Annotated in this window: 21 protein-coding genes and 1 tRNA gene; 14 read left to right on the top strand and 8 right to left on the bottom strand. The window is 55.4% G+C overall.

All coding sequences use genetic code 11. From position 1 onward, the window contains the following. Positions 1-95 precede the first annotated feature (95 nt). Positions 96-854 (top strand): MFS transporter, encoded by a 759-nt coding sequence (locus ACMGG1_RS07380; RefSeq protein WP_342123099.1) that lies wholly within the window; start codon positions 96-98, stop codon positions 852-854. Continuing rightward, complete coding sequence (locus ACMGG1_RS07385; RefSeq protein WP_323808333.1) at positions 788-1,282, top strand: MFS transporter; 495 nt, start codon at positions 788-790, stop codon at positions 1,280-1,282. The genes ACMGG1_RS07380 and ACMGG1_RS07385 overlap by 67 nt, the downstream gene beginning before the upstream one ends. Here ACMGG1_RS07385 and ACMGG1_RS07390 read toward each other — a convergent pair. The 3 genes from ACMGG1_RS07390 to ACMGG1_RS07400 form a co-directional block, all read right to left on the bottom strand. Then, on the bottom strand, positions 1,259-4,033 hold the full coding sequence (locus ACMGG1_RS07390; RefSeq protein ID WP_197799747.1) for a winged helix-turn-helix domain-containing protein: 2,775 nt from the start codon (positions 4,031-4,033) through the stop codon (positions 1,259-1,261). The genes ACMGG1_RS07385 and ACMGG1_RS07390 overlap by 24 nt on opposite strands. A gap of 467 nt (positions 4,034-4,500) precedes the next feature. Then, positions 4,501-5,358, bottom strand: a complete 858-nt coding sequence (locus ACMGG1_RS07395) for a DMT family transporter (RefSeq protein WP_047740689.1) — start codon at positions 5,356-5,358, stop codon at positions 4,501-4,503. Further along, a complete protein-coding gene (locus ACMGG1_RS07400; protein WP_047740691.1) occupies positions 5,358-6,242 on the bottom strand; it encodes a MurR/RpiR family transcriptional regulator in 885 nt (294 codons plus the stop codon). Before ACMGG1_RS07400 ends, ACMGG1_RS07395 begins: the two co-directional genes overlap by 1 nt. A gap of 75 nt (positions 6,243-6,317) precedes the next feature. On the opposite strand from ACMGG1_RS07400, the gene ACMGG1_RS07405 reads away from it, so the two are divergent. Beyond that, complete coding sequence (locus ACMGG1_RS07405) at positions 6,318-7,214, top strand: oxidoreductase (protein ID WP_414161263.1); 897 nt, start codon at positions 6,318-6,320, stop codon at positions 7,212-7,214. Beyond that, positions 7,201-7,947: a sulfite exporter TauE/SafE family protein gene (locus tag ACMGG1_RS07410; RefSeq protein WP_197769051.1), complete on the top strand. Its 747-nt coding sequence runs from the start codon at positions 7,201-7,203 to the stop codon at positions 7,945-7,947. The genes ACMGG1_RS07405 and ACMGG1_RS07410 overlap by 14 nt, the downstream gene beginning before the upstream one ends. Before the next feature lie 149 nt (positions 7,948-8,096). Here ACMGG1_RS07410 and ACMGG1_RS07415 read toward each other — a convergent pair whose 3' ends face one another. Together ACMGG1_RS07415 and ACMGG1_RS07420 are read right to left on the bottom strand one after the other, a co-directional pair. Further along, positions 8,097-9,365, bottom strand: coding sequence for a tyrosine-type recombinase/integrase (locus ACMGG1_RS07415; RefSeq protein ID WP_047739401.1), 1,269 nt, complete (start codon positions 9,363-9,365; stop codon positions 8,097-8,099). 161 nt (positions 9,366-9,526) lie between these two features. Next, positions 9,527-9,602: transfer RNA gene (locus tag ACMGG1_RS07420), tRNA-Asn, on the bottom strand. A gap of 490 nt (positions 9,603-10,092) precedes the next feature. On the opposite strand from ACMGG1_RS07420, the gene ACMGG1_RS07425 reads away from it, so the two are divergent. The 5 genes from ACMGG1_RS07425 to ACMGG1_RS07445 all read left to right on the top strand — a co-directional run bounded on the left by ACMGG1_RS07425 (position 10,093) and on the right by ACMGG1_RS07445 (position 15,239). Continuing rightward, positions 10,093-11,211, top strand: coding sequence for a branched-chain amino acid ABC transporter substrate-binding protein (locus tag ACMGG1_RS07425; RefSeq protein ID WP_020827729.1), 1,119 nt, complete (start codon positions 10,093-10,095; stop codon positions 11,209-11,211). 230 nt (positions 11,212-11,441) lie between these two features. After that, positions 11,442-12,356, top strand: a complete 915-nt coding sequence (locus ACMGG1_RS07430; protein ID WP_020827728.1) for an ABC transporter permease subunit — start codon at positions 11,442-11,444, stop codon at positions 12,354-12,356. A gap of 11 nt (positions 12,357-12,367) precedes the next feature. Continuing rightward, complete coding sequence (livM, locus tag ACMGG1_RS07435) at positions 12,368-13,654, top strand: high-affinity branched-chain amino acid ABC transporter permease LivM (protein WP_115058463.1); 1,287 nt, start codon at positions 12,368-12,370, stop codon at positions 13,652-13,654. After that, complete coding sequence (locus ACMGG1_RS07440) at positions 13,651-14,526, top strand: ABC transporter ATP-binding protein (RefSeq protein WP_044552471.1); 876 nt, start codon at positions 13,651-13,653, stop codon at positions 14,524-14,526. The genes livM and ACMGG1_RS07440 overlap by 4 nt, the downstream gene beginning before the upstream one ends. Continuing rightward, positions 14,523-15,239 carry an ABC transporter ATP-binding protein gene (locus ACMGG1_RS07445; protein ID WP_128865653.1) on the top strand — a complete coding sequence of 239 codons (717 nt, stop codon included), beginning with the start codon at positions 14,523-14,525 and terminating at the stop codon, positions 15,237-15,239. Before ACMGG1_RS07440 ends, ACMGG1_RS07445 begins: the two co-directional genes overlap by 4 nt. Here the strand turns inward: ACMGG1_RS07445 and ACMGG1_RS07450 are convergent. Both ACMGG1_RS07450 and ACMGG1_RS07455 read right to left on the bottom strand, forming a co-directional pair. Further along, the gene (locus ACMGG1_RS07450; RefSeq protein ID WP_020827724.1) at positions 15,236-15,922 is read right to left on the bottom strand and encodes an aspartyl/asparaginyl beta-hydroxylase domain-containing protein; all 687 of its coding nucleotides are present in this window, start codon (positions 15,920-15,922) and stop codon (positions 15,236-15,238) included. The two genes, ACMGG1_RS07445 and ACMGG1_RS07450, sit on opposite strands and share 4 nt — an antisense overlap. Positions 15,923-15,959: 37 nt before the next feature. Then, on the bottom strand, positions 15,960-16,994 hold the full coding sequence (locus ACMGG1_RS07455) for a LacI family DNA-binding transcriptional regulator (protein ID WP_046373112.1): 1,035 nt from the start codon (positions 16,992-16,994) through the stop codon (positions 15,960-15,962). A 321-nt stretch (positions 16,995-17,315) separates the two neighbouring features. Here ACMGG1_RS07455 and ACMGG1_RS07460 point away from each other — a divergent pair, with 321 nt between their 5' ends. From ACMGG1_RS07460 to ACMGG1_RS07475, 4 genes are all read left to right on the top strand, one after another. Continuing rightward, on the top strand, positions 17,316-18,494 hold the full coding sequence (locus tag ACMGG1_RS07460) for a Gfo/Idh/MocA family protein (protein WP_201896214.1): 1,179 nt from the start codon (positions 17,316-17,318) through the stop codon (positions 18,492-18,494). Positions 18,495-18,517: 23 nt separating this feature from the next. Then, positions 18,518-19,459: a sugar phosphate isomerase/epimerase family protein gene (locus ACMGG1_RS07465; RefSeq protein ID WP_115058467.1), complete on the top strand. Its 942-nt coding sequence runs from the start codon at positions 18,518-18,520 to the stop codon at positions 19,457-19,459. Between the two features lie 161 nt (positions 19,460-19,620). Beyond that, a complete protein-coding gene (locus ACMGG1_RS07470; protein ID WP_115058468.1) occupies positions 19,621-20,811 on the top strand; it encodes a sugar transporter in 1,191 nt (396 codons plus the stop codon). 190 nt (positions 20,812-21,001) lie between these two features. After that, positions 21,002-22,423: an MFS transporter gene (locus ACMGG1_RS07475; RefSeq protein ID WP_260679824.1), complete on the top strand. Its 1,422-nt coding sequence runs from the start codon at positions 21,002-21,004 to the stop codon at positions 22,421-22,423. Between the two features lie 130 nt (positions 22,424-22,553). On the opposite strand, the gene katG is transcribed toward ACMGG1_RS07475, so the two are convergent. Next, entirely contained in the window at positions 22,554-24,752 is a 2,199-nt protein-coding gene (gene katG / locus ACMGG1_RS07480; RefSeq protein WP_414161264.1) for a catalase/peroxidase HPI, read from the bottom strand. A 624-nt stretch (positions 24,753-25,376) separates the two neighbouring features. On the opposite strand from katG, the gene ACMGG1_RS07485 reads away from it, so the two are divergent. Beyond that, positions 25,377-25,712, top strand: coding sequence for a nuclear transport factor 2 family protein (locus tag ACMGG1_RS07485; RefSeq protein WP_414161265.1), 336 nt, complete (start codon positions 25,377-25,379; stop codon positions 25,710-25,712). The last annotated feature ends 99 nt before the right edge of the window (positions 25,713-25,811 follow it).

A 25,811-nucleotide genomic window follows, 5' to 3' on the forward strand; every position in this document is an offset into this window, starting at 1 on the left:
TCAGAATTCAGATGTCTGAAAAAAGCGGTCAAAGAGTTGGGTGTCGCCTTTGCTTATACTCCAGACAATATTGAGTTTAGTGCCAGGAGTGGTCAATGCGTTCGGACAATCACGAGCTTTCTTCTACCAGGATTCTTATGCTGGGGATTATTTGTTGTATTGTTGTGGCTAATATTTATTTTAATCAATCTGTCCTGAATTTAATTGCCGGATCATTTCCCAATGAATGGGGAGCTGTTTCTTTGATCCCCATGGTCACCCAGGTAGGCTATGCGGTGGGCTTATTCTTTCTGATACCCCTAGGCGATTATATTGAACGTCAGCGGCTTATCCTGCGTCAAGCGCAGGTGCTTTTCCTGGCAATGATCGGCATGATGTTATCCCCAACGGCGACAGTGTTGGTGTTCTACTCCTTCCTTACCGGGATGGCTGCAACAGTAGCTCAACAGATAGTGCCGCTTGCCGCCTCGCTCTCAAGAACTTCTGCACGAGGTAAAACCGTTGGTACGGTGATGAGCGGTGTCCTGGCAGGTATCCTTGCTGGCCGGGCTATCGGAGGCCTTATTGGTCAGTATGTCAGCTGGCGTGGCGTCTTTTTATCCGGAGCGATCATGACATTGCTGGCTATATTTTTCATCTTACGCATTTTGCCTACTCAGTCGTTGTCAACGCCAAAGTTTAACTATCTGGCGGTATTACGTTCATTAGGACTGCTGTGGAAAAACGAGCCGCAGGTGCGTGGTGCAACTCTTACACAAGTAATGCTGTTTGCCTCCTTCAGCGTGCTGTGGACCGTGCTCCCTTTCTGGTTAGCTCATCGCTACGATTACGGTGCAGGGATAACGGCACCCTAGCTGCTTTGGGGTTAATCGGTATTCTGTGTGCGCCTCTGGCGGGAAGTTTCAGCGATCGGCAGGGACCATTCCGAATGGTTGTTTTTGGTGTGATACTCATGCTGCTAGCCTGGACTGTTTTTTGGAGATGGAACAGTATTGTGGGTATGGTGGTGGGCATTCTACTACTGGATACGGGTGAGCAATGTGTACTGATAGCTAATCAGCACACGATTTATTCTTTGCGTCCGGATGCCAGAAACCGTCTTAATACATTATTTATGTGCGTTATGTTTATTGGCGGAGCATGTGGCTCACTGACTGCCACCTGGTTATGGGAGACAACTCATAGCTGGGCGCTGATTTCTTCAGCAGGGGGCGGACTCGTGATCATGGGGATGTTGATAGCCGTAAGACGTAAATATTCAGGCCCCTATTCGGGCACATAGCGCAATAGCACTTCTTACATCCGTCGCATTGTCTGAGTCTTCAACATCATGTAAAGCGTCCTGTATCAATTGCTTAGCAGCCCATTTTTCCCCAGCTTCAGCCTGCAATGTCGCCAATGAATAAGCAATACGGAGGGCCCAGCCATGAGCCTGTTGCTGGCGCGCTTTGTCCAGGGCCTTCTCCAACAGCAGGCGTTGTTTCTGAGGAGGTAATTGAGTGGCAGAAAGACGCATCAGCTCAGGCGTGCACCAGTTTTCATGATCCTGGCGGGTGGCTCTCAGTGATACCCCGGTATCAATTTCTGACAACAAGGGGGAATATTGCCAGTCTAATCCCATCGCCCGCAACGAGCTAAACAGTGTGGTTTGACTAACATCGGTATGACTGAACTGTTTGGCCCAAACAAGAAACAGCTCGGCGTATGTCTTCCAGAAATATAAATCATGCCTTTTTGCCAGATGAATCAGCCAGTTTGCGGCCTTTATAACCCAACGCGGATTACGATCCAGTGCTGCTGTCATACAAGCGCCTTCAGCCAGTGCACAGCAAAGAGAACAGACATGCTGCAAACGAGCGGCTTTTTTAACACCGCGCCATGCCATCTGTTTCGCGGCCTTATACTCACCCTGTAACCAGAGTAAACGAGACAGAAAGGCCTGACCGGCGCTCTCTTGATCAAGACCAAAACGGAAAGAGTGGCTTAATTCACCATGTTCATACCAATCAAGAGATTGCTGGAGATAATCACGCCCTACATCATGACGGCCCAAAAAATGCAGGGATACACCGAGAATACGCAGCCCGGTTGCCATCGCCTCCTCGTCGGTAATGGACCGTGCTAGCTCGCACATAGATTGCGCATGCTCAAGCGCTTTATCCAACTCGCCAGTACGCAGATAATACAACCATAATCCGTAGTGTGCCTGTAAACGTATTTCTTTGTCGTCGAGCTTTTCTGCAATTGTCAGCGCGGTTTTCCAGGCTGAATGTGTTTCAGGCGTGGGGCCTTTTGCCCAGGTTGACGCCTTACCTGCTACAGCGCTGAGATTCATTCTCTGGCGTAGCGTTAATACTACCTGCGAAGTATTTTCATAAAGCAGAGGATAAATATGGCGCTGACATTCATCGTATAGTGAATATTCAATCCAAAAAGGGGTCATAGCTTGTAAGATCTCAAGCCCTTTAGAGGGAGCAGCTCCCTCAATCAACGTTTGCTGTAATACACTCCGCAAATCATTAAGTATATGGCTATAACGTTCACGCCATTGTCCTGTTGGCAGCATAAACCAATCATCTTGGGCCTCTTTTACCATAACTTTATAATAGTCGGCAAAACGGGCCTCAAGAACAGTATATTCACCCTGTTGCCTGAGTTTATCGCATGCGAACTGGCGCATGGTTTCCAGCAGGCGGAAACGGGTCTCTGGTACCTGAGTACTGACCTGAATCAGGGATAAAGACAGCAATCTTTGCAGATCGTCAACAACCTGCCAGCGATGCTTGTCTTTAATCAGCAGAAGGTCGCTTACTGATTTCACACTGAACATATCGGTATAGATCCCCAGAGAGCAAAATAATCGTTGTTCACGTGTGTTGAGCAACTGATAAGTCCACTCCAGCGCGGTCAGTATTTTCTGATGTCTGGGCTCCAGAGATCTGTGCGTATTGCTCAATAGCTGGAAACGGTCTTCCAGTCGGCTATAGATCTCTTTGACACTCATGACTGGCAGACGGGAGGCCGCAAGTTCAATCGCCAACGGCAGACCGTCAAGATGACGGCATAACTCGCCAATCAAAGACAGTTCGCTGGCTGATGGATGGTAATCATGTCGATTGGCCTGCCCGCGTTCGATAAAGAGGCGGACACTGGAAAAAGTCAGTAACTCGTGGGTATCAGCCTCTTCGCTCTCAGGAACTTGTAATGGTGGTAGTAGATATTGTTGCTCGCCGGCAACCTGCAACGCTACCTGGCTGGTCAACAACAGTTTGATATGGGGAGCTAGGTGCAGGAGCAACGTAATCACTGGTTCAAGTTCATTAATTACATGTTCACAGTTATCAATCAGCAGTAAACATCGACGCCGTGCAAGCTGTTGCCGTAAATCGGCATCATTATGAATGGCAGCTAATGGAAGATGGAGCGCTTGTGAAATAACGGATAGCAAGCTGGATGCTTCGGTGATATGAGCCAGTTCAGCCACACATATTCCATCAGGAAAATGCGTGTGTGTAAGACTGACGACTTCCCATGCCAGACGAGTCTTACCCACGCCCCCTGAGCCTGTAATCGTCACCAGACGGTATTGATCCAATAAGGCGCATAATTCCTGCACAGCTTTATCACGCCCCAGAATCGACGCTAGAAAAGGGGTAATAGCGGGCTCAGGTATTTTTGATTTAGAGAGCGGTTCAGTTGGCGATTTGTTGATATTAAAGCGATAACCACAACCAAATTCAGTAACCAGTAGATGGCGGTCATGTCCCAGTATGCGGCGTATAGCTGAAATTTGTGCCTGAAGATTATTTTCTTCGACGATTTCATTTCCCCACACTTGCGTAAGTAAAGATTCTTTACTTACCGCTTTACCTCTGGCACTCACCAGAGCAACTAGAACATCAAAAGCTCTGGCAGAAATTCTTACTGGCTTACCCCGATGTAACAGAATCCTTAGCTGTGGCCAGATTTGCCAGTCAGCAAAGTGAATCTCATCAATTGATATCATAGTGTTGAGATCTTCTGTTTTGAGCATCACGAACTCTCGCTATGGAGTAAGCCATTTCTAACGAAAGCGGTTATCAGAATCAGGCTACATGTTGAATGTGTTGCATAGGAGTGTCACTATTCAATACCACTTTTACCGTTAATGATTATAAAGCCAATAGTGCTATGTGGCATAGCTTTGCGATCAAACTGGTGATGAAAACTGAACTATCTATGCCAGCCATATCCCATCAGGCCTGGCTGGAAAAGCACTCACATGGATAATCATTCGACCAGGGATTAACCTTCAAATAACAGCGTGTGTCCATAGAACATTTAAATAATGGTGGTACGGGATGCCAATACTAGGACTGATGGCGGTATATACAGTCTTATCTCAATGGCGCTAACAGCCACAGACAGAGGAAGCGGACTTGATACCTGTACCATAAACAGAGTATATCGACGAACGATCCACGCTGACAATGAGACGACAATTGGCATCCAACGAAGCGATCAAAGGCTAATTATTGCGATGCCGGTCAGCACCACCACTGCACCGGCAATCCGGCGTGCCAGATGATTTTCACGAAACAACCAGTACGAGAGAAGAGAGCCGACAATAATAGATGTTTCCCTGAGAGGAGCGACGAGTGCCAGTGGCATGCTCTGCATGGCTGTCAGCACAAGGATGTAGGCAAGTGGAGAACATACAGCGATGATAAGGATCGGAACTCTATCTACACGTACAGCCGTTGGGATTCGATACCGTCGTCGCATCGCACCAGGGGTCAGAATAAGACTCTGTAGCAGGAGTGTGCTGGCGTAGTAACTAACTGGATCCAGGTGCAGAGAGATTACCGAATAACCATCCCAGAGGGTATAGCCAGCGATGGCGGTGCCTGTCGCTGCCCCCCATATCATTCCTTTAAGTGGCCGGCTTCCGCTCCTGAATGGATTGCCGGTGACAACGAAAATACCAGCGATAACGAGAAGCGCGCCGAGTAAAGCGCTTGCTGAAAGCCGTTCCCCCATCAGAAGGGTTGCAAACAGTATCGTCAGAACCGGTCCGCTCCCCCGGGCAATCGGATAAACAACACCAAGTTCGGCGCGCTCGTAGCCAGCCTGCAAGATTAGAGAATAAGCGATATGAAGCGCAGATGAGATAACTGCCCCGACTGCGAGTCGCCAGTCGAGCTCCTGTTGTCCCTCAACTGTCAGAATGAGGCTGATCGGAACCCACAACAATGCTGAGGCACAGCTGTAGGCCCAGACGAACAAAAGTGTGTCTTCCTTCTTGTATTTTGAGGCTATATTCCATACTGCATGAGCTACTGAAGCAGTAAGAATCATCGCAACCGTGCTGAACTGCATCAGGACATATCCGGCAAATCAATACCCGCTCGTTCAGCCCGGCGACTTTGTTCTTTATCCCGCAGAGTGAGGGCAGCGACCAGCGTATCAATAACGACTAGCTGGGCCAGTCTACTGCCGGCAGCGGCCATCTGTGCCGGTAATGGCGCTCCGCCAACCACGAGCGAAACGTTGGCGAGTGTCGCCAGTGGTGTATCGTACTGGTTAGTTATTGCGATAAGCGATGCTCCGGCCGAGGATGCGGCATCAGCAACGGCGAGTGTGGATGATGTGCGACCTGTCGAGCTGACGACGATCATCACGTCGCCTGAACCGAGTAGGCGGGCAGCAATCATCGCTGATAAATAATCCTGGATACTGATGGTTATCACACCAGCCGTCCGCAGACGAAATACAGCATCAGCGGCAACCGTCGCAGAGGGGCCGGCACCAAATGCAAATACCTGGCGTGCGCTCTGGATTAAATCGACCGCCTCATCAAGGGCGGAGATTTCAATAGCACCACTGAGCGCAGTCAGCGCGTCTGCACCAGCACGAACTGATGTTTCCAGCACCGATGCCAACGTCGCATCCGCTGTGAGAACTTCAGGCGGTGCAAAGAACCGGGCAGTACCACGAGCCCGGGCAATCTCTATCTTAAGTTCAGTGAACCCGGTGAACCCAATCGCTCGTGCAGCGCGTATTACTGTCGGCGGTGATACACCTGCGCGGGTGGCAACCTGTGCTGTCGTGCTTGTACCGACAAACAAAGGATCGACAAGCAGGAGATCGACAACTTTAGCCTCACTTGCAGCGAGGTCGCCGCTTCGGGCGTGAATGCTGCCAAGCCATTGCTGTAACCGCTGCTCGCTTTCTGAAACTCTGTTACCATTTTCATTTTTCATGTGTAATATATTACATTCCCTTTGCGAAGGGCACAACCATCACGTAAGTAGATTCTGTTAAAAGGAGTCCGCATCATGAACACTGAAATCAAGACGGTTGTCGCTGTTGTTGGTCCGGGTGCCATCGGCACCACAGTCGCGGCGGCGTTACACGAAGTCGGCCGCACACCATTGCTGTGTGGACGTACTCCCCGCGATCACCTGACCCTGCAAGACGGCGACCGCTTTATCACCGTACCCGGTCCGGTACAGACGAATCCGGCGCAAATTACTCGCACAGCCGATCTTGTCTTTCTGGCAGTCAAGTCCACACAAATCGACGCGGCAGCAGAATGGCTCAGGGCGTTGACCGGCCCGGAGACGGTTGTATGCGTGCTTCAGAACGGGGTCGAACAGCTGGACAGGCTCGCGACGTACTCTCTGCCCGGACAGATCGTCCCCGCAGTCGTGTGGTTTCCCGCACAGGCGCAGTCAGATGGCTCAGTACGCTTGCGTGGCGACGCGCGCCTGAGCCTTCCAGACACGTCAGCTTCCTTCTTAGTGGCAAAAGCGCTACAAGGCACGCGGTGCTCCGTAGATTTGGCCGCAAACTTCAGCTCCCTGGCCTGGCGCAAACTGATGCAGAACGCGGTGGCTGGACTCATGGCGCTCACGCACCGCCGCTCGGGCATGTTCGCCCGCGCTGACATCGCCAGGCTTACGCTGGCTTATTTACAGGAATGTCTGTCCGTGGCACGGGCAGAAGGAGCAGAACTCAGCGACGAAGTGCCGCAGGAGATCCTCGACAAGTTCCGGGCGGCTCCCGCAGACATGAGCACTTCCATCCTTACGGATCGAGAAGCAGGCCGACCGCTCGAATGGGATATCCGCAACGGTGTCATTGCGCGTCGCGGCCGGGTTCACAGCATTCCAACGCCTGTCAGCGACATCCTGGTGCCGCTTCTTGCGGCTGCTAGCGATGGCCCAGGTTGATCCCAGGCAGATGATCGCGCTATTACTTCTCTTCTGCCTGGCCCTCGGTGCCGGTGTGCTCAGCGGTGTCGTCGGCACTGGTTCGTCGCTAATCATGCTCCCCGTCCTCGTCACCATATACGGGCCAAGGATTGCAGTGCCTGTTATGGCGATCGCCTCCCTTTTCGGCAACATCGGACGGGTGATTGTCTGGTGGCATGAGATTCGTTGGCGACCGGTGTTTGCCTATTCGTTCGCGGGAGTTCCTGCGGCTGTTCTCGGGGCGCACACGTTACTTACGATTTCTCCTGGCACAGTGGAGGTATTCCTGGCAGCTTTCTTCCTTGCGATGATCCCGCTGCGCCGTCTCATCAGACGATCGAACCTCCACTTGAATCTCTGGCACATGAGTTTTGCCGGGGCGATTGTCGGATTTCTGACAGGATTCGTGCTCTCTACAGGGCCGCTCAGTGTGCCAGTATTCACCGGCTACGGAATGAGTGGCGGCGTATTTCTGGGATCAGAGGCGGCAAGCGCAATCCTGCTCTACGCTGGCAAGTTAGCTACGTTCGGTATATCGGGCGCACTCGCACAGCCTGTCCTCACACATGGACTTGCCATCGGCATCGCATTGTTCGTCGGTTCGATGATTGCGAAACGTCTCGTCCAGAAACTCCAGACGCACACGTTCGAGCTTCTCATTGATGCCGTTCTCGTAGCTGGGGCAGTAGGGATGATCCTTGCTCTTAAATGAAATGGCACGCCAGGGCTGACGGGGCAAGCGTGTTGTTATCGTATAACAGCTTTCTACAGGCAGCGACGGGGTGGGATGATGGGTCTGACAAGCTATTAGAAATGAACAAAGCCGTACCAGGGTATGCTGATACAGCTTTTTGTTATGGGTCATGCCGCTTCGTTGTTTTTATCCCGTCCTGTGTTAAAAGGAGGTACGTATGCGACCCGGCATATATCAAGATAATCCGACCACCACTGCATCATCGCCTTGCGGGCTTCCAGATGCTCAGCCTTATGAATGTAAGCCAGACGCACGGTGTTGCGCTCCTGGTGACTCATCTGGCGTTCCACTGCATCTTGCGACCATAGACCAGACTCCATCAGGGCACTGCATGCCATCGCCCTAAAGCCATGACCACAGATGTCTTTTTTCGTGTCGAATCCCATCAGGCGCAGTGCTTTATTGACCGTGTTTTCACACATCGGCTTGTACGGGTTGTGGTCGCCGGGGAATACCAGTTCATAAACCCCGGATATTTCCTTAATCCGTTTCAGAATAGCTATAGCCTGCTGTGAGAGGGGCACGATATGAGCAGTGCGCATTTTGGCACCACGCCCGGAATAACGCACATCTGGAATGGGTTCTCGCGTCGCGGGTATTGTCCAGACCCGGTTTCTGAAATCAATCTCTGACCAGCGGGCAAAGCGCAGTTCACTGGAGCGGATGAACACATGCAGCGTCAGCAGGACGGCCAGCCGCGTCAGTTCACGGCCCTGATGATATGCCTCAATGCGTTCGAGCAGTTCAGGCAGCCGCTCCAGCGGTAGGGCGGGGTAATGCCGTCTGGCAGGAGGTGTTGTCACGCCTTCAAGGTTTGCAGCCGGATTGTTATCGATTAATCCCTGGTGGAGCGCATGGCGCATGATGTTACTGACGTGCTGCCGCGTGCGGGACGCGACTTCCAGCAGGCCTTTTTCTTCAATTCCTTTCAGCAAATTAATGAAATGCCGGGGTTTAAGTTCGGTAACTGACAGATATCCGATAACCGGAAAGACATGATTGTTCAGGCTTGCGAGCAGGCGGTCAGCGGTATTCTGCGACCATTTTTTATTGCTTTTATGCCAGGCCAGCGCCACGGTTTTAAACACCTTCTCAGTTGGGCAGGCACCGCGTTCTGCGGCCCGCTGCATTACCGGGTTGATGTTCAGCGCCAGCATCTTACGGATACCTTCGCGCTGCTGGCGGGCATCAGACAGTGAGACGGCAGGATAGGCACCCAGTGCAATGCGGGATTCTTTACCGTTAATACGGTACTTGAGATACCAGTGACGGGAACCGCTAGGTTTGACCAGCAGATACAGACCGTGGGAATCGGAGACTTTATAGGGTTTATCGGTGGCTTTGAGAGTGCGAATCTTCGCGTCGGTAAGGGACATATGGGGGTCACTCCATTATCGAACTAACCTGACCCCAGATTTGACCACCAATTTTTCCCGATGCGAAGGGTAAAATCAAAATGCACCGGGAAGAGTTTTCACGCTAACCTCTTGAATCAATATCAGATAAGGATTCGCAAAGATGCATGCAAACAGGAAATTGGCTCCTCTGACTGGACTCGAACCAGTGACATACGGATTAACAGTCCGCCGTTCTACCGACTGAACTACAGAGGAATCGTGTTAACGGGGCGAATAATAGCGGGGTGGTGCGGCTTTGTCAAAGCACTAAACTGCGAAAAAAGTGCGTTTGCTGTCGGAATGAACATGTTGCGTTGTTTTTCGGCATTTATCCCCCCTGTCAGCACTGATTATCACTGTAAAACCCCTGGCGTGATGTTGCACCGGCCTTTGCACATTTACGGTGCGAAGGATCTCGCGGTTGATTTGCATGTGGCCAACATCGCCGAGAAGTTTTTTCACACAATTGCCGCCAGAGCCCCCCACAGAGCCACCTGACGGCAGTGATTGCCCCGTGTTTTCCCTCTGATATGTAGGATGAATAAACAGAAAATATGTATTGGCCGTCACAATGGCTGGATTTTTGCTTGCTTAAATTCGGGTAATGCGACTGCGCTCTCGCGCAAATTATTTTCCCCGTCTACACATAAAGTGACTGCTCCACGCCTCTGGGCGTTTCGCTAAAACAGTGCTGAGGAATACAACAATGTCATCGAAATTGATTAAAAGTCCGCTCGCTGCTCTGCTTATCGGTTGTTTAGGTTCTGCTTTTTATGCTCAGGCCGATATCGTTATCGGCGTCGCCGGGCCGTTCTCCGGGCCGAATGCGACCTATGGCGATCAGTACTGGCGTGGTGCCTCGCAGGCGGCAGCGGATATCAACGCCGCCGGCGGGATTAAAGGGGAAAAAATTAAGCTGGTGCAGGGGGATGACGCCTGTGAACCCAAACAGGCGGTTTCGGTCGCCAACCGCCTGGTCGATCAGGACAAGGTCGCAGCGGTGGTGGGACACTTCTGCTCATCCTCCACCATGCCGGCCTCCGAGGTGTATGACGAAGCCGGTATTATCGCCATCACCCCTGGCTCTACCAACCCGCAGATCACCGAGCGCGGCATGACCAACATGTTCCGCATGTGCGGCCGTGACGATCAGCAAGGGGTGATCGCCACCAATTACATGCTGAATACCCTGAAGGCCAAGCGCATTGCGGTGATCCACGACAAGGACACCTACGGCCAGGGGCTAGCGGATGCCGCCAGGGCGGAAATGAACAAGCGCGGCGTGAAAGAGGTGCTGTATGAAGGGTTGTCGCGCGGTGAAAAAGACTTTAACGCGCTGGTGACCAAAATTGCCTCGGTCAAACCCGACGTGGTCTATTTCGGCGGCTGCCACCCAGAAGCCGGACCATTGGTGCGCCAGATGCGTGAGCAGGGCGTCACCGCCAAGTTCTTCTCCGGCGACTGTATCGTGACCGAAGAGCTGGTGACCGCTGCCGGCGGGCCGCAGTACACCAACGGCGTGCTGATGACCTTCGGTAACGACCCGCGTCAAATCCCGGAAGGTAAGGCGGTGATCGCCAAATTCCGCGCCAGCGGTTTCGAGCCGGAAGGTTATACCCTCTACTCCTACGCCTCTATTCAGGCGATCGCCGCGGCCTTTAACGCCACCGGCGGCAAAGACAGCGCCAAGGCCAGCGAATGGCTGAAATCTCATGATGTGGATACCGTGATGGGCAAAAAGGCCTGGGATAAGAAAGGTGACCTGAAGGTATCGGATTACGTGGTCTATCAGTGGGACGACAAGGGCAAATATCACCAACTCTAAACAATCCTCGGCGTCTTTCAAGCCGCAGCGTTGTTGGCTGCCTACGTTCACCCCAGTCACTTAGTGGACCTAAGCTCCTGGGGATTCACGTACTTGCCGCCTGGCTGCAGTTTGAAATCCATTGAGGATTAACCAGCAAGCGGATCCGCATGTGCTGCGGATCCGCGCCGATTCTTCCCTTGGGCCGCGCCTGCTGTTGCTTGCGGTCCCACCAGGCGAGACTGCTCATTATGGACGTTTTCTTTCTGCAACAATTGATCAACGGCCTGACGCTCGGCGCAGTTTATGGTCTGATCGCCATTGGCTACACCATGGTTTACGGCATTATCGGCATGATCAACTTCGCCCACGGCGAGGTGTATATGATCTCCGCCTACCTGTGCGCCATCGGGCTGGCGCTGCTGTCGTTCTTCGGCCTGCAGTCGTTCCCGCTGCTGATCCTCGGTACGCTGGTGTTTACCATCGTGATCACCGGCGTGTATGGCTGGGTGATCGAACGTATCGCCTACAAACCCTTGCGTAACTCTACCCGTTTAGCCCCCTTGATCTCCGCAATCGGCATGTCGCTGATCCTGCAAAACTACGCACAAATCAGCCAGGGACCACGCCAGCAGGGGATCCCAACCCTGCTGGATGGAGTGTTCCGCCTCAACTTTGACGGCGGGGTGATTCAAATCACCTACACCAAGGTGTTTATCCTGTTCGCGTCGCTGCTGGGCATGGCGATCCTCACTTACATCATTCAACACACCCGGCTGGGGCGCATTTGTCGCGCCACTCAGCAAGACCGCAAAATGGCGTCAATTCTCGGCATCAACACCGATAGGGTCATTTCCCTGGTGTTCGTGATCGGCGCCGCCATGGCCGGCCTGGCGGGGGTGTTGATCACCATGAACTACGGCACCTTCGATTTCTACGTCGGCTTTATCATCGGCATCAAAGCCTTTACCGCCGCGGTATTGGGCGGCATAGGGTCGTTACCCGGCGCGATGCTGGGCGGCCTGCTGCTGGGCGTGGCGGAGGCGCAGTTCGCCGGCATGGTGAACTCGGATTACAAAGACGTGTTCTCCTTCGGTTTGCTGGTGGTGATCCTGATTTTCCGCCCTCAGGGCCTGCTCGGACGGCCAATGGTCGCTAAGGTTTGAGGGGAAAACTTATGTCGCACTCAGAGGTTCACCCAGGGCTGAACGTTAAGCGCAGCCTGCTGGACGCCGTATTGGCCGGGCTGATTGCCCTGATCGTGTTTGGGCCGATCGTCGGCATCGTTCTGAACGGTTACAGCTTTAACTTCGAGCCGCACCGTCTGGTGTGGATTATCGCGGTGGTGATGGCCGGGCGGCTGTTACTGAGCCTGTTTCTGCAAACCACACCGGGCCGTAAATTGCTGACGCGCTTTGACGGCGGTAACGACGGGGTGTATGTCCGGCCGATCGGCGCCAAGACCAGCCTGCGCTGGATTATTCCGTTAATGGCGGTCATCGCGCTGCTGTTTCCGTTTGTCGCCACCAAATACCTGCTGACGGTGGCGATACTGGGGCTGATTTACGTGCTGCTCGGGCTGGGCTTGAACATCGTTGTCGGGCTCGCCGGGCTGCTGGACCTGGGCTACGTGGCGTTCTACGCCATTGGTGCTTATGGGCTGGCGCTGGGCTACCAGTATCTCGGCCTCGGGTTCTGGGCGATGTTGCCATTGGGGGCGCTGATGGCGGCGCTGGCCGGCGCGCTGCTGGGGTTCCCGGTGTTGCGTATGCACGGTGACTATCTGGCGATCGTCACGCTGGGGTTTGGCGAGATCATCCGGCTGGTGCTGAACAACTGGATGTCGCTGACCGGCGGGCCGAATGGCGTCTCGGTCCCGGCGCCGACGATTTTTGGCCTGGAGTTTGGCCGACGCGCGAAGGACGGCGGCGTGCCGATTCATGAATTCCTCGGCATCACTTATAACCCTAACCTGAAATTTATCTTTATCTATGCGGTGCTGTTCCTGGTGGTGCTGCTGGTGCTGTACATCAAGCACCGGTTGACGCGCATGCCGATCGGCCGCGCCTGGGAAGCCCTGCGCGAGGATGAAATCGCCTGTCGTTCGCTCGGCTTAAACCACGTGTTGGTCAAGCTGTCGGCCTTTATGATGGGCGCGTCCACCGCCGGGCTGGCCGGGGTGTTTTTCGCCACTTATCAGGGGTTCGTCAACCCCACCTCGTTTACCTTCTTCGAATCGGCGTTGATCCTGGCGATCGTGGTGCTGGGCGGGATGGGATCGACCATCGGCGTGGTGCTGGCGGCGTTCGTGCTCACGGTGGCGCCGGAACTGTTGCGCAGCTTCGCCGAGTACCGCGTGCTGTTGTTTGGCGTGCTGATGGTGGCGATGATGATTTGGCGACCGCGTGGGCTGGTAAGGATCAGCCGAACCAGCTTTGCGCCACGCAAGGGGGTGGCGCCATGAGCGACGCAATCTTGCAGGTTGAGCATCTGATGATGCATTTTGGCGGCATCAAGGCGCTCAACGACGTGAATCTGGCGGTCGAACGCGGCTCGATCACCGCGTTGATCGGCCCCAACGGCGCCGGCAAAACCACGGTGTTCAACTGCCTGACCGGCTTTTACCGCGCCACCGGCGGCGCCATCCTGCTTAACACCCACAAACGGCCAACCGACGTGATCCAGGTGCTGGGGCAGAAGTTTCGCGCCGGCGACTGGGTAAACCCGAAGCGGTTGGGATCGCGCCTGTACTACAAAATGTTCGGCGGGACCCATCTGGTTAATCGCGCCGGGCTGGCACGCACCTTCCAGAATATCCGTTTGTTCCGCGAAATGTCGGTGGTGGAGAATCTGCTGGTGGCGCAGCACATGCTCAGCAACCGCAATCTGGTCGCCGGGGTGCTCAATACGCCAGGCTATCGCCGGGCGGAAAGCCAGGCGCTGGATCGCGCTTTTTACTGGCTGGAAGTGGTGGAGCTGGTGGACTGCGCCAACCGGCTGGCGGGGGAGATGTCGTACGGCCAGCAGCGGCGGCTGGAGATCGCCCGGGCGATGTGCACCACGCCGGAGATGATCTGCCTTGACGAACCCGCCGCCGGGCTGAACCCGGTGGAGACGGCGACCCTGAGCCGCATTATCCGTTTCCTGCGTCAGCACCACGGCATCACGGTGCTGCTGATCGAGCACGATATGGGCATGGTGATGGAAATTTCCGATCGGGTGATTGTGCTCGACCATGGCGATGTGATCGCCGAAGGCACGCCGAAAGAAATACAGCATAACGACACGGTGATCGCCGCTTACCTTGGCGCGGATGAAGAGGAGCTGGCGGGATGAGCAATGTGATGTTGGAATTTCGCAATGTGGACGTGTTTTACGGCCCGATCCAGGCGTTGCAGCAGGTCTCGTTACAGGTCAATGAAGGGGAAACGGTGGCGCTGATTGGCGCCAACGGCGCGGGCAAGTCCACGCTGCTGATGTCGATCTTCGGCCAACCGCGCATCAGCGGCGGGCAGATCCTGTTTCGCGGAGAGGATATCAGCCAGCGTTCTACCCATTACGTTGCCAACAGCGGTATCGCCCAGGCGCCGGAGGGGCGACGGATCTTTCCGGACATGAGCGTGGAGGAAAACCTGCTGATGGGCACCATCACTGTCGGCAATCGCTATGTGAATGAAGACCTGCAGCGCATGTTCGAGCTGTTTCCACGCCTGAAGGAGCGGCGCAACCAGCGGGCGATGACCATGTCCGGCGGCGAACAGCAGATGCTGGCGATTGCCCGAGCCTTGATGAGCCGCCCGAAGCTGCTGCTGTTGGATGAGCCGAGCCTGGGGTTGGCACCGATTATCGTCAAACAGATCTTCAGCATTCTGCGCGAATTGACCCGTGGCGGCATGACGCTGTTCCTGGTGGAGCAGAACGCCAACCATGCGCTCAAGCTGTCCGATCGCGGTTATGTGATGGTCAACGGGCAAATCCGGCTGACCGGCAGCGGCGCGGAGCTGTTAAGCAATCAGGAGGTGAGGAAGGCTTATCTGGGCGGCGCTTAAAACTGGCGCTGGATCACGCGCACGTTTAGCCGTACCAGAGCGATGATGCCACTGGACAAGATCCGCAGGCCGCGGGGCAAATCGCGGCGGCGGATATCCAGCAACAACACGGTGCGCACCTGGTCGCTGTCGTTCCACACTTCGTGTTCGAAGGTGTCGTCCCACAGCATAAATTCCCCCTCGTTCAGCCGGTACTCCCGTCCGTCGACTTTCAACACCGCAGCGGGTTCACCGTCGGCGCGTTTGGGCATCGACAACACCAGATAGCCGCGCAGAATGCCGCGGAACGGGCCACGGTGCGCGGGCACCTGTTTGCCGGGTGCCAGGAACGACAATGAGGCTGAAAGCACATCCGGGGAAGAGGCGATCAATTGTGCAAGCTGTGGGCAACGGGCGAGGTTGCGCGCTATCGGCTGCCCATAGGCCTGCATGATAAACATGCGCCAGTCGCGAGCGTCGTTGGCGGAGATCGACGCCTGTTCGCTCATGATCTCGTGAAAACGTGGGATATTACGCAGATCTTGCGCTACGGTCAGCGCTTCCTCGCGTATCTGCTGCCAGTGAGCGGTAAAGCGTTGGGCGTCGGGAAACAGCCGGTTGCTGTCGAGGACCGGTGAACTGCTGATGCGGCGATCGTAAATACGGCGAAGAGCAAGCACAGACCAATCGTAGATAGCTGACATAGTGACCTCAATAGCAGTGAGCCGATTTCTCGCCGTCTTAGGGTTGTTTTAGATGTGATTGCCGGACGATCAATTCGCCGGTATACAGCCGTTGTCCGCCGGGTTCGAAGGCCTGCGTCAGGCAGTGAATGCCATCGGCTATCAGCTGCTGCATCGGCTGGCGGTAAGTGGTTAGCTGGTAGCTGGGGGAGGCCGCCAGCTCAATGTCGTCAAAGCCCACCACGGCAATCGGCGCACAGCCCGGCGTGGCGCGTATGGCATCGATAACGCCGACCGCCAGAATGTCGTTCTCGCAAAAAATGGCGTCTATCCGTTGCTCTGCCGGGGTGGCGGCCAGGTAGGTCGAAAAGGCCTCCATCCCGCAAAGACGCTGGTAGTGCGGAGCCTGCAGCACCAGGTTGACCTCACGCTGCTGTTGCGCCAGCGCGGCACGGAAACCGTCCAGGCGGCGCAACTGGGTAGATTCGCTGATTGGCCCCGCCAGATAGCCCATACGCGGGTAATCTTGCTGGAGCAGCAACTCGCCGATATCGAACCCAGCCTGATAACCGTGGGTCGCCAGCACCTGGATATAGGGGCTTTCACTGTAGCGATACAGCACTACCAGCGGAATACGGTGAATGTCCTGCGCCAGGCTGATCAGCCGGTCATTGAGCAGCGTGCCGAGGAACAGCAGCCCGTCCACCTGCATTTGGTCCGCCAGCGTCAGCACCGACTCGTAATCGTGCTCAGAGGTGATATTGAGCAGCAACGCCATATAACCGCGGCTTTGCAACTGCCGGGTCACTTCATCCAGCAGCGTAAAGATATGCGGGTTTTTCAGTTCGTCCGCCACCAGCCCGATGATGCGGGTACTCTTTTTCGACAGGCTGCGCGCCAGCAGGTTAGGGCGATAACCCAATTCACGCGCTGCGGTTTGAACCCGTTGCATGGCCTGCGGTGAGATCGACGCGCCGTCGGTAAAGGCACGCGATACCGTCCATTTAGACACGCCGGCGCGGGCGGCCACATCGCTGGCCGTCGCCTTGCGTGCTGCGGGCGCCGGGGTAGAGCCGGGTTTCTTCGCCATCATCTTTCGCTCGTGATGAAAAAACGGTATGGGTTCAACAGATTAGCACAGCGTGGTCGAATGCGGGAATTGCCGACGTCGGCGCGAGGATCCTGCGGGCCATCGGCACAACGCAGCGGATCTTTTTAGCGGTATTTTGTGATCCTGATCGGCAGATTTATTATGGCGCATTTGACTTATTTTTAACCCTCTCCAATAGTCCATCGCAAGTGGCATTTGTTGAGCGGTCAAGTTGCTACCTAATTTTGCACCCGGGTGCAGTTAAAATTTGCACCCGGGTGCAATGCGGCGAAAACGATGAAATCCAAGGTTTCGGGAGCAACTATGCTAAATGGCGAAAGAAAAACGGCGCGCCCTCTGCGCTGGGCAATGGTCGGTGGCGGGCGGTTGGGGCAGGTGGGCTACAAGCATCGCTGCGGGGCGCTACGGGATAATACCGCTTTTGAGCTGGTGGCAGGCGCGTTTGATATCGTGCCGGATCGCGGCCGCGAGTTCGGTGTGAACCTGGGGGTAGCGGCCGACCGCTGCTATGAAGATTACCGCACGTTGTTCGCTCAAGAGGCGCTGCGTGAGGACGGCATTGAAGTGGTGTCGGTAGCGACGCCGAACGGCACGCATTACGAAATTACCCGTGCGGCGCTGCAGGCCGGGTTGCACGTCATCTGCGAGAAACCGCTGTTTTTCACCAGCCAGGAAGCCTATGAAATTAAAGCGCTGGCGGCGGAAAAAAACCTGATCGTCGGCGTGACTTACGGTTTCTCCGGCCACCCGCTGCTGCTGCAAATGCGCGCGATGATCGCCAATGGCCAGATTGGCGAAGTACGGATGGTGGATCTGCAATATACCCACGGTTTTAATGCCACGGACGAAGTGGATCGCCTCAGCGAAGCGCAGAAATGGCGCATTGACCCCAAGATCTCAGGCCCGAGCTTTGTGCTGGGGGATATTTCCACCCACACCTACAACCTCTCCCAATTGGTCATGCCGCAGATGCAGATCCGCGAGCTGCTCTGCGATCGGCAAAGTTTTATTCCCTCGCGTGCACCGCTGGAAGACAACGCGCTGGTGATGATGCGCTATGAAAGCGGCGCGGTAGGGCGGATGTGGGCTTCATCGGTGAATGCCGGCGCGATGAGCAGCCAGCGCATTCGCATCGTGGGGTCGAAGGCCAGCCTGGAGTGGAGCGACATCAACCCCAGCGAGCTGCGCTACGAGGTGCAGGGGCAGCCAAACCAGACGCTGTATCGCGGCATGGCGTATCTGGACGATACCTGCAACGCCTGGGAACGGCTGGGGGCTTTGCATACCGAAGGCCTGACCGAATCCTGGGCCAACATCTACCTGAAATTTGCTCTGGCTATCGACGCCACCCGCCGCGGCGATCGGCAGGCGCTGGCGCAACTGGTGTATCCGGATATCGACGCCGGGATCGAGGGCGTGCGCTGGATTGAAAACTGCGTGCGTTCCGCCAACCAGGGCGCCCGGTGGGTGGCCTTTGAATAAACCTATTTACCCGGAGCAAGAGCATGAAACTTTCTTTTTGTACCGATAGCCTGGGCCACCTGCCGTTTGAAGCCATGCTGGATCGCCTGGGCGAACTGGGGGTGTTTGGCGTGGAAATGACCACCGGCGGCTGGTCTTCGGCACCGCATCTGGACACCGTGGCGCTGTTGCAGGACGCGGGCAAACGGCGGCGGCTGATGGCGGCGTTGGAAAGCCGCGGCATGAAAATTGCGGCGCTGAACGTTTCCGGTAATCCGCTGGAACCGGGCGTGCTGGGCGAAAAACACCGCCATGATACCGACAACACGCTGGCGCTGGCCGCCGGCCTGGGGGTGAAAAAAATCGTTATGATGAGCGGATTGCCGCCTGCGGCGCCCGGCGACAGCATCCCTAACTGGATCACCTATACCGTCAGTTGGCCGCCGACGCTGAAAAACTGCCTGGACTACCAGTGGAACGAGGTGGCGATCCCGTATTGGCAGAAGCTGGTAGATAAGGCGCAGGCGTTCGGCATAGAGAAGTTCGCGCTGGAAAATTTCAGCTCGATGCTGGTGTGGAACCCGGACACGCTGTTCAGGCTGCGCGACGCGGTGGGGCCGATGGTGGGCTTGAACCTCGATCCCAGCCATCTGATCTGGATGGGGGCCGATCCGATTGCCGTCGCACGGCGCCTGGGGGACGCGATCCACCACGTGCACGGCAAAGATGTGCGGCTGGAAAGGGGGATAGTGGCGGTCAACGGGCTGCTGGAAACCCGGCCGGTGGAACAGGTTGCACAACGTGCCTGGAACTATGTGGCCGTCGGGTGCGGGCAGGATTTGCAGTGGTGGAAGGAATTCTTCTCGGTGGTACGCATGATGGGTTACAACGACTGGGTCTCGCTGGAGATGGAAGATCTGACCATGTCGGTCGATGCCGGTATTCATACCTCGGTTGAGGCGTTACAACGCTGCATCAGCCAATAACGCCTGTTTATTTCTGCCAAAGGCCTGCAGGTTTGCAGGCCTTTGCGCGGCAAAAGACTGTCGAAAAAAACAGGCCAATAAAAGTGTGATCTATATCGCATTTACCCCGGCAGTTGGTTAAAATATCGCTACTTCCCGCACCTGTCCGGATCCCGTTTAACATGGAACAAACCCAGGTATCTCGCTCAACCGCCTGGTTGCGCGTGGTCATCCTTGCCGTCTCGGCCTTTATCTTCAATACCACCGAATTTATTCCGGTGGGGTTGCTGAGCGACATCGCCAAAAGTTTCTCAATGCAAACCGAGCAAGTGGGTTTGATCATCACCATTTACGCCTGGATTGTCGCCTCCGCCTCTCTGGTGTGTATGCTGCTCACCAGCAAAATTGAACGGCGCAAGCTGCTGATCGGGGTGTTCATACTGTTTATCGCCAGCCATGTGCTGACCGCCGTGGCCTGGAACTTCACCACGCTGGTGATTTCCCGTGCCGGTGTGGCGCTGGCCCACGCGGTATTCTGGTCGATCACCGCCTCGCTGGCGATCCGGGTCGCCCCGGCGGGCAAAAAGGCGCAGGCGCTGAGCCTGCTGGCCGGCGGTACCGCGCTGGCCATGGTGCTCGGCCTGCCGCTGGGCCGCGTGATTGGTCAGATCCTCGGTTGGCGCATGACCTTTATCGGCATCGCGGTTTGCGCCACCCTGGCGCTGGTGCTGCTGTGGCGTCTGCTGCCGGTGCTGAAAAGCGAGCATTCCGGTTCACTGTCCAGCGTGCCAATGCTGTTTAAGCGTCCGGCGCTGGTCAGCCTGTATATGCTGACCATCATCGTGGTGACGGCGAATTTCACCGCCTACAGCTATATCGAACCCTTTATTCAGACCGTGGCCGGGCTGTCGGAAAACTTCACCACGCTGATGCTGTTGCTGTTCGGCGCCGCCGGTATCATTGGCAGCCTGCTGTTTAGCCGCTTCAGCGAACGTTTTCCGTCGGGCTTTTTTATCGGCGCCATCGCGCTGTTGATGCTGAGCCTGCTGCTGCTGTTGCCGGCATCCGGTAATGAAAATCACCTGACGCTGCTGTTTGCGGTGTGGGGCATGGCCATTATGGCGATTGGCCTGTCGATGCAGGCCAAGGTGTTGAACCTGGCGCCGGACGCCACCGACGTGGCGATGTCGATCTACTCCGGGCTGTACAACTTTGGTATCGGCGGCGGCGCGCTGCTGGGTAACCAGGTCAGCCAGCATCTGGGCATGGGCAACATCGGTTTTGTCGCTGCACCGCTGGCGCTGATCGCCCTCGGCTGGTGTGTGCTGAACTTTTACCGCGGCGAACGCCTGCAACACCACCACATCCGCTAAGCCCCACCGCACGACAGCGGGCCATCAGTTCGCTGTCGTGCATTGCTACTCCGGTTGAATTTTCTCTCAGCAAAACAGATTGCTGCAGTTTTTTATGCTTAAAATTTTTTCATAGTCTGCTAATTAAATATTTAACTCCGACGCCGAGCCGATAGCATAGAAAACTATCGATTATGTTATGGCGAGGTTAATGGTGAGTGAGTCTTTGGTTGCGGGAAGCGTGGGGGCGGCCCAGTCGCCGATCCATGAACGGGATCTGTCAGCAAGAATAGATGCATTGCCCAGCTCCGCCGGGCTGTGGCGGTTTATTGCTTTGCTGGCGTTAGGCGGCTTTTTTGAACTCTACGACCTGTTCCAGACTGGATACATCAGCACCGGCTTAATCGCCGAAGGCATCTTCCATACCGGAGCGCAGGGCGTGTTCGGTGTCTCCGACCAGGCGGCATTCGCCTCCGCCACCTTCCTTGGCCTGTTTATCGGCGCCAGCCTGCTCAGCCCCTATGCCGACCGCTTTGGCCGCCGCACCACCTTTATGTTTGCCCTGGCCTGGTATGGCATCTTTTCGCTGTGTCTGGCTTTTCAGCATCAGGCCGAATGGGTGATCTTCCTGCGCTTTTTGGTCGGCGTCGGCTTGGGTATTGAGCTGGTGACGATCGATACTTACCTGACCGAATGGGTGCCCGCACATCTGCGCACCCGGGCGTTTGCCTTTTCCTTCTTCATTCAGTTTCTCTCGGTGCCGACGGTGGCGTTAATGTCGTGGTGGCTGGTGCCGCAAACCATCCTGGGCCTGAGCGGCTGGCGTTACGTGGTGATCGCCGGTGCGGTGGCTTCGCTGGTGATCTGGCTGGTGCGTAAAGGCTTGCCGGAATCGCCGCGCTGGCTGGCACAGCAGCGGCGCTACCCGGAAGTCCGGCAGGTGATGCAGGCGATGGAACGACGCTGCGGCGTCACCCATACGGCAGATTTCCCCGCGCATGACGCGCAAGCACACAGCGAAATGCCGGCGCAGGGGAGCTTTAAGGATATTTGGTCGCCGCGTTACCGCAGTCGTACCCTGATGCTGGTGGTGATGAATTTCTTCCAGGCCATCGGATTCTTTGGCTTTGGCAACTGGCTACCCGCTTTGCTGGCCGGAAAGGGAGCCTCCATCACCCACAGCTTGCTGTATGCCTTCTTTATTACTCTGGCTTACCCGTTGGGATCGCTGCTGTGCAGCCGCTATGCCGACAAGATGGAAAACAAGTGGCAGATTGTACTTTCCTGCCTGGTGACGGTGATCTTCGGCTCGCTGTTTGCCCTGCAAAACAACCCCGTCTGGCTGATCCTTTGCGGTTTCTTCATCACCTGGTCCAATGCCTGGCTGACCTATAGCTACCATTCTTATCAATCGGAAGTGTTCCCGACCTACATACGCGCCCGCGCTGTCGGCTTCTGCTATTCGTTCAGCCGACTGTCGACGGTATTCAGCAGCCTGATCATCGGTATCATTCTGCAATACGGCGGCTCGGTGGGGGTTATCGCGTTTATCGTGGCCAGCATGCTGATTGTGATGGTGGTGATCGGCGTGTTTGGCCCGAAAACGCGCGGCATCGATCTGGAAAATATCTGAGTACTACTCGCGCGAGATCCTGTGAAATAAAAAGCCCGCTTAAGCTGACCTAAGCGGGCTTTCAGGCTACTGACAAAACCTTCACTGGTGTTTGGCGTAGGGGCGCTGCATGCTGCGCCCGTTACATCTCTTAGGCGAGATCAAAACGATCGAGGTTCATCACCTTAGTCCAGGCGGCGACAAAGTCGCGAACGAAGCTGCCCTGGGCGTCTGCGCTGCCGTAAACTTCCGACAAAGCCCGCAGCTGAGAGTGCGAACCGAAGATCAGATCGGCACGCGTCGCCGTCCATTTGAGCGCACCCGTTTGGCTGTCGCGCCCTTCAAACACGCCGTCTTCGTTGGCCGCTTTCCAGATGGTGCCCATATCCAGCAAATTGACGAAGAAGTCGTTGGTCAGCGCCTGTGGGCGTTGGGTCAACACGCCGTGCTGGCTTTGACCGACGTTGGCGTTCAGCACCCGTAACCCGCCCACCAATACCGTCATTTCCGGTGCGGTCAGCGTCAACAGCTGCGCTTTATCGACCAACAGCGCCTCGGCCGGCACGCTGAATTGCTGCTTCAGGTAGTTGCGGAAGCCATCGGCTACCGGTTCCATCGCTTCGAAGGATTCGACGTCGGTCTGCTCCTGCGTTGCGTCCATGCGGCCCGGCGTGAAGGGAACGCTCACCGGGTGCCCGGCGCTGATCGCCGCCTTTTCGATGCCGGCCGCACCGGCCAGCACGATCACATCCGCCAGAGAGACGCGTTTGTTACCTGACTGCGCCTGGTTAAAGGCCTGCTGAATACCTTCCAACGTGGCCAGGGTTTGTGCCAGCTGAGCAGGCTCGTTCACCGCCCAATCCTTTTGTGGCGCCAGACGAATACGCGCCCCGTTGGCGCCGCCGCGTTTGTCGGAACCGCGGAAGCTGGAGGCGGATGCCCAGGCGGTGGAAACCAGCACTGATACCGGCAGGCCCGAGGCCAGGATCCGCGTTTTGAGATCGGCAATATCCTGATCGTTGATCAACTGATGATCGACCGCCGGGATCGGATCCTGCCAAATCAGCTCTTCGGCCGGCACTTCCGGGCCGAGATAGCGAGCGCGCGGCCCCATATCGCGGTGGGTCAGTTTGTACCAGGCCCGAGCGAAGGCATCGGCAAGCTGATCGGGATGTTCATAGAAACGACGTGAGATCTTTTCATAGGCCGGATCGAAACGCAGCGACAGGTCAGTCGTCAGCATGGTCGGGCGCTGCTTTTTGTTGGGATCGAAGGCATCGGGAATGGTTTCGCCGACGTCTTTGGCCACCCACTGGTGTGCACCGGCCGGACTTTGTGTCAGCTCCCACTCGTATTCGAACAGGTGCCGGAAGAAGTCGTGGTTCCACTGGGTTGGGGTGGTGGTCCAGGTGACTTCCAAACCGCTGGTGATGGCGTCTTTACCCTTGCCGGTACCGAAGCTGCTATGCCAGCCGAGACCCTGCAGCTCAAGGCCTGCGCTTTCAGGATCGTCACCGACGTGCGACGCCGGGCCCGCGCCGTGGGTCTTGCCGAAGGTGTGGCCGCCGGCAATCAGCGCCACGGTTTCTTCGTCGTTCATCGCCATGCGGGCGAAGGTTTCGCGGATGTCGCGCGCCGCAGCGACCGGATCGGGGTTGCCGTCCGGGCCTTCCGGGTTGACGTAGATCAGGCCCATTTGCACTGCGGCCAATGGGTCCTCAAGGTCGCGATCGCCCGAGTAGCGGCTGTTCTGACCGCCGCTCAGTTCCAGCCAGATCTTTTCCGAGCCCCAGTAAACATCATCCGGTTCCCAGGTGTCGGCGCGGCCGCCCGCGTAGCCAAAGGTTTTAAAGCCCATGGATTCAAGCGCCACGTTGCCGGTCAGGATAATCAGGTCGGCCCAGGAAATTTTACGGCCATATTTTTGCTTAATCGGCCACAGCAGGCGACGGGCCTTATCGAGGCTGACGTTGTCGGGCCAACTGTTGAGCGGTGCAAAACGCTGCTGGCCTTCACCCGCACCGCCGCGACCGTCGCCGATGCGGTAGGTCCCGGCGCTGTGCCAGGCCATGCGGATGAACAGGCCGCCATAGTGGCCAAAGTCTGCCGGCCACCACTCCTGCGAGTCGGTCATCAGGGCATGCAGGTCTTGTTTCACCGCCGCCAGATCAAGGCTGTTGAAGGCTTTGGCGTAGTCGAAGTCCGGGTCCATCGGGTTGGAGAGGGGGGAGTGTTGGTGCAGCGGCTTCAGGCTAAGTTGGTTGGGCCACCAGTCTTGATTCGAAGGGCCGCGGCGCGGTGCATTCAGTTTACCGCCGCCCGAAAAGGGGCATTTGCTTTCAGTTGTCATGTTGCGCTCTCTGCTTCGTAGGTTGCTCGCCAGGCCCGAAATGTCTGATGCCTGAGGGAGCCGTTAGCTTGCTATCGCGGGCGAAAGCCCACATCGGGTGTTGCGCTAAGGATTTATCTAATCAACTGATTTACAAAAATAAAAAATGAGCTCTCATCGTCAGGCTCGCAGCGGGGAGCCTATCGACACTCAGCATTAAGCGTAGTCAGTAGATGCAGATAGATAAAATAGGAATAGTTGAATGTTGTGATAGTTTTTGGCTATTGAATTTTGTTTTATTGATAGGGTTATTAGGAGGAAGGGAAAGAGGGCAGCGTTGCGTTAATTGCGTTAATAAAGGGGAGCTCTTGATTAATGCTTCTTTGGTGGGTTTTTGTAAAATGATTTATATGAGGGAAAATAACTTGTCCAATAATAAGCTAATTAATTGTTGGTGTGCTGATAGAGGAATTTCTAACCAAACTATGGCGATGAGGTTGTGGTTGGAAAGATGATAGGTCTGTTTTGTGCCAGAAGTTGACCAGATGAGCATCGAATTCAGCTTAAGTTTTGATTTGTTTTTATGTACTAAATGTGATTTTATATGAAAATTAATTGCATATAAATTCATTTATGAGGGGTTTTATGTCGGTAGATTCACCAGTGAAGGCTCAGTTCGAAGCGTATAATGCCCATGATATTGAAGCGTTCATCTCTTGCTTTTCAGAGGACTTCAAAGGTTATCGGATGCCAACTGAGAGTCCCTCTACAATAGGGAAAGAATCCTTACGTGAATTCTATGTGAATAATCGCTTTAATAATCCGAAACTTAAAGCAGAACTTATTTCCAGAATAGTAATGGGCAATAAAGTTTTCGATCACGAATTGATACATGGTTTGTCTGATCAGCCTTTGGAGAGTGTTGCTGTTTTTGAAATTAAAAACGGCCTCATTTCAACCGCATGGTTCTATTTCCCATAAATAAATATTAATTAATGAGCTCACAACCGTCCATTTACACATTGTATGAGAATCGCTATTGAAGGTCCGCTCTTCGCCCCAAGCCGCCCACCCAAAACC

It is taken from the genome of Serratia sp. BNK-12 (genome assembly GCF_047456085.1).
Lineage (GTDB): Bacteria > Pseudomonadota > Gammaproteobacteria > Enterobacterales > Enterobacteriaceae > Serratia > Serratia liquefaciens.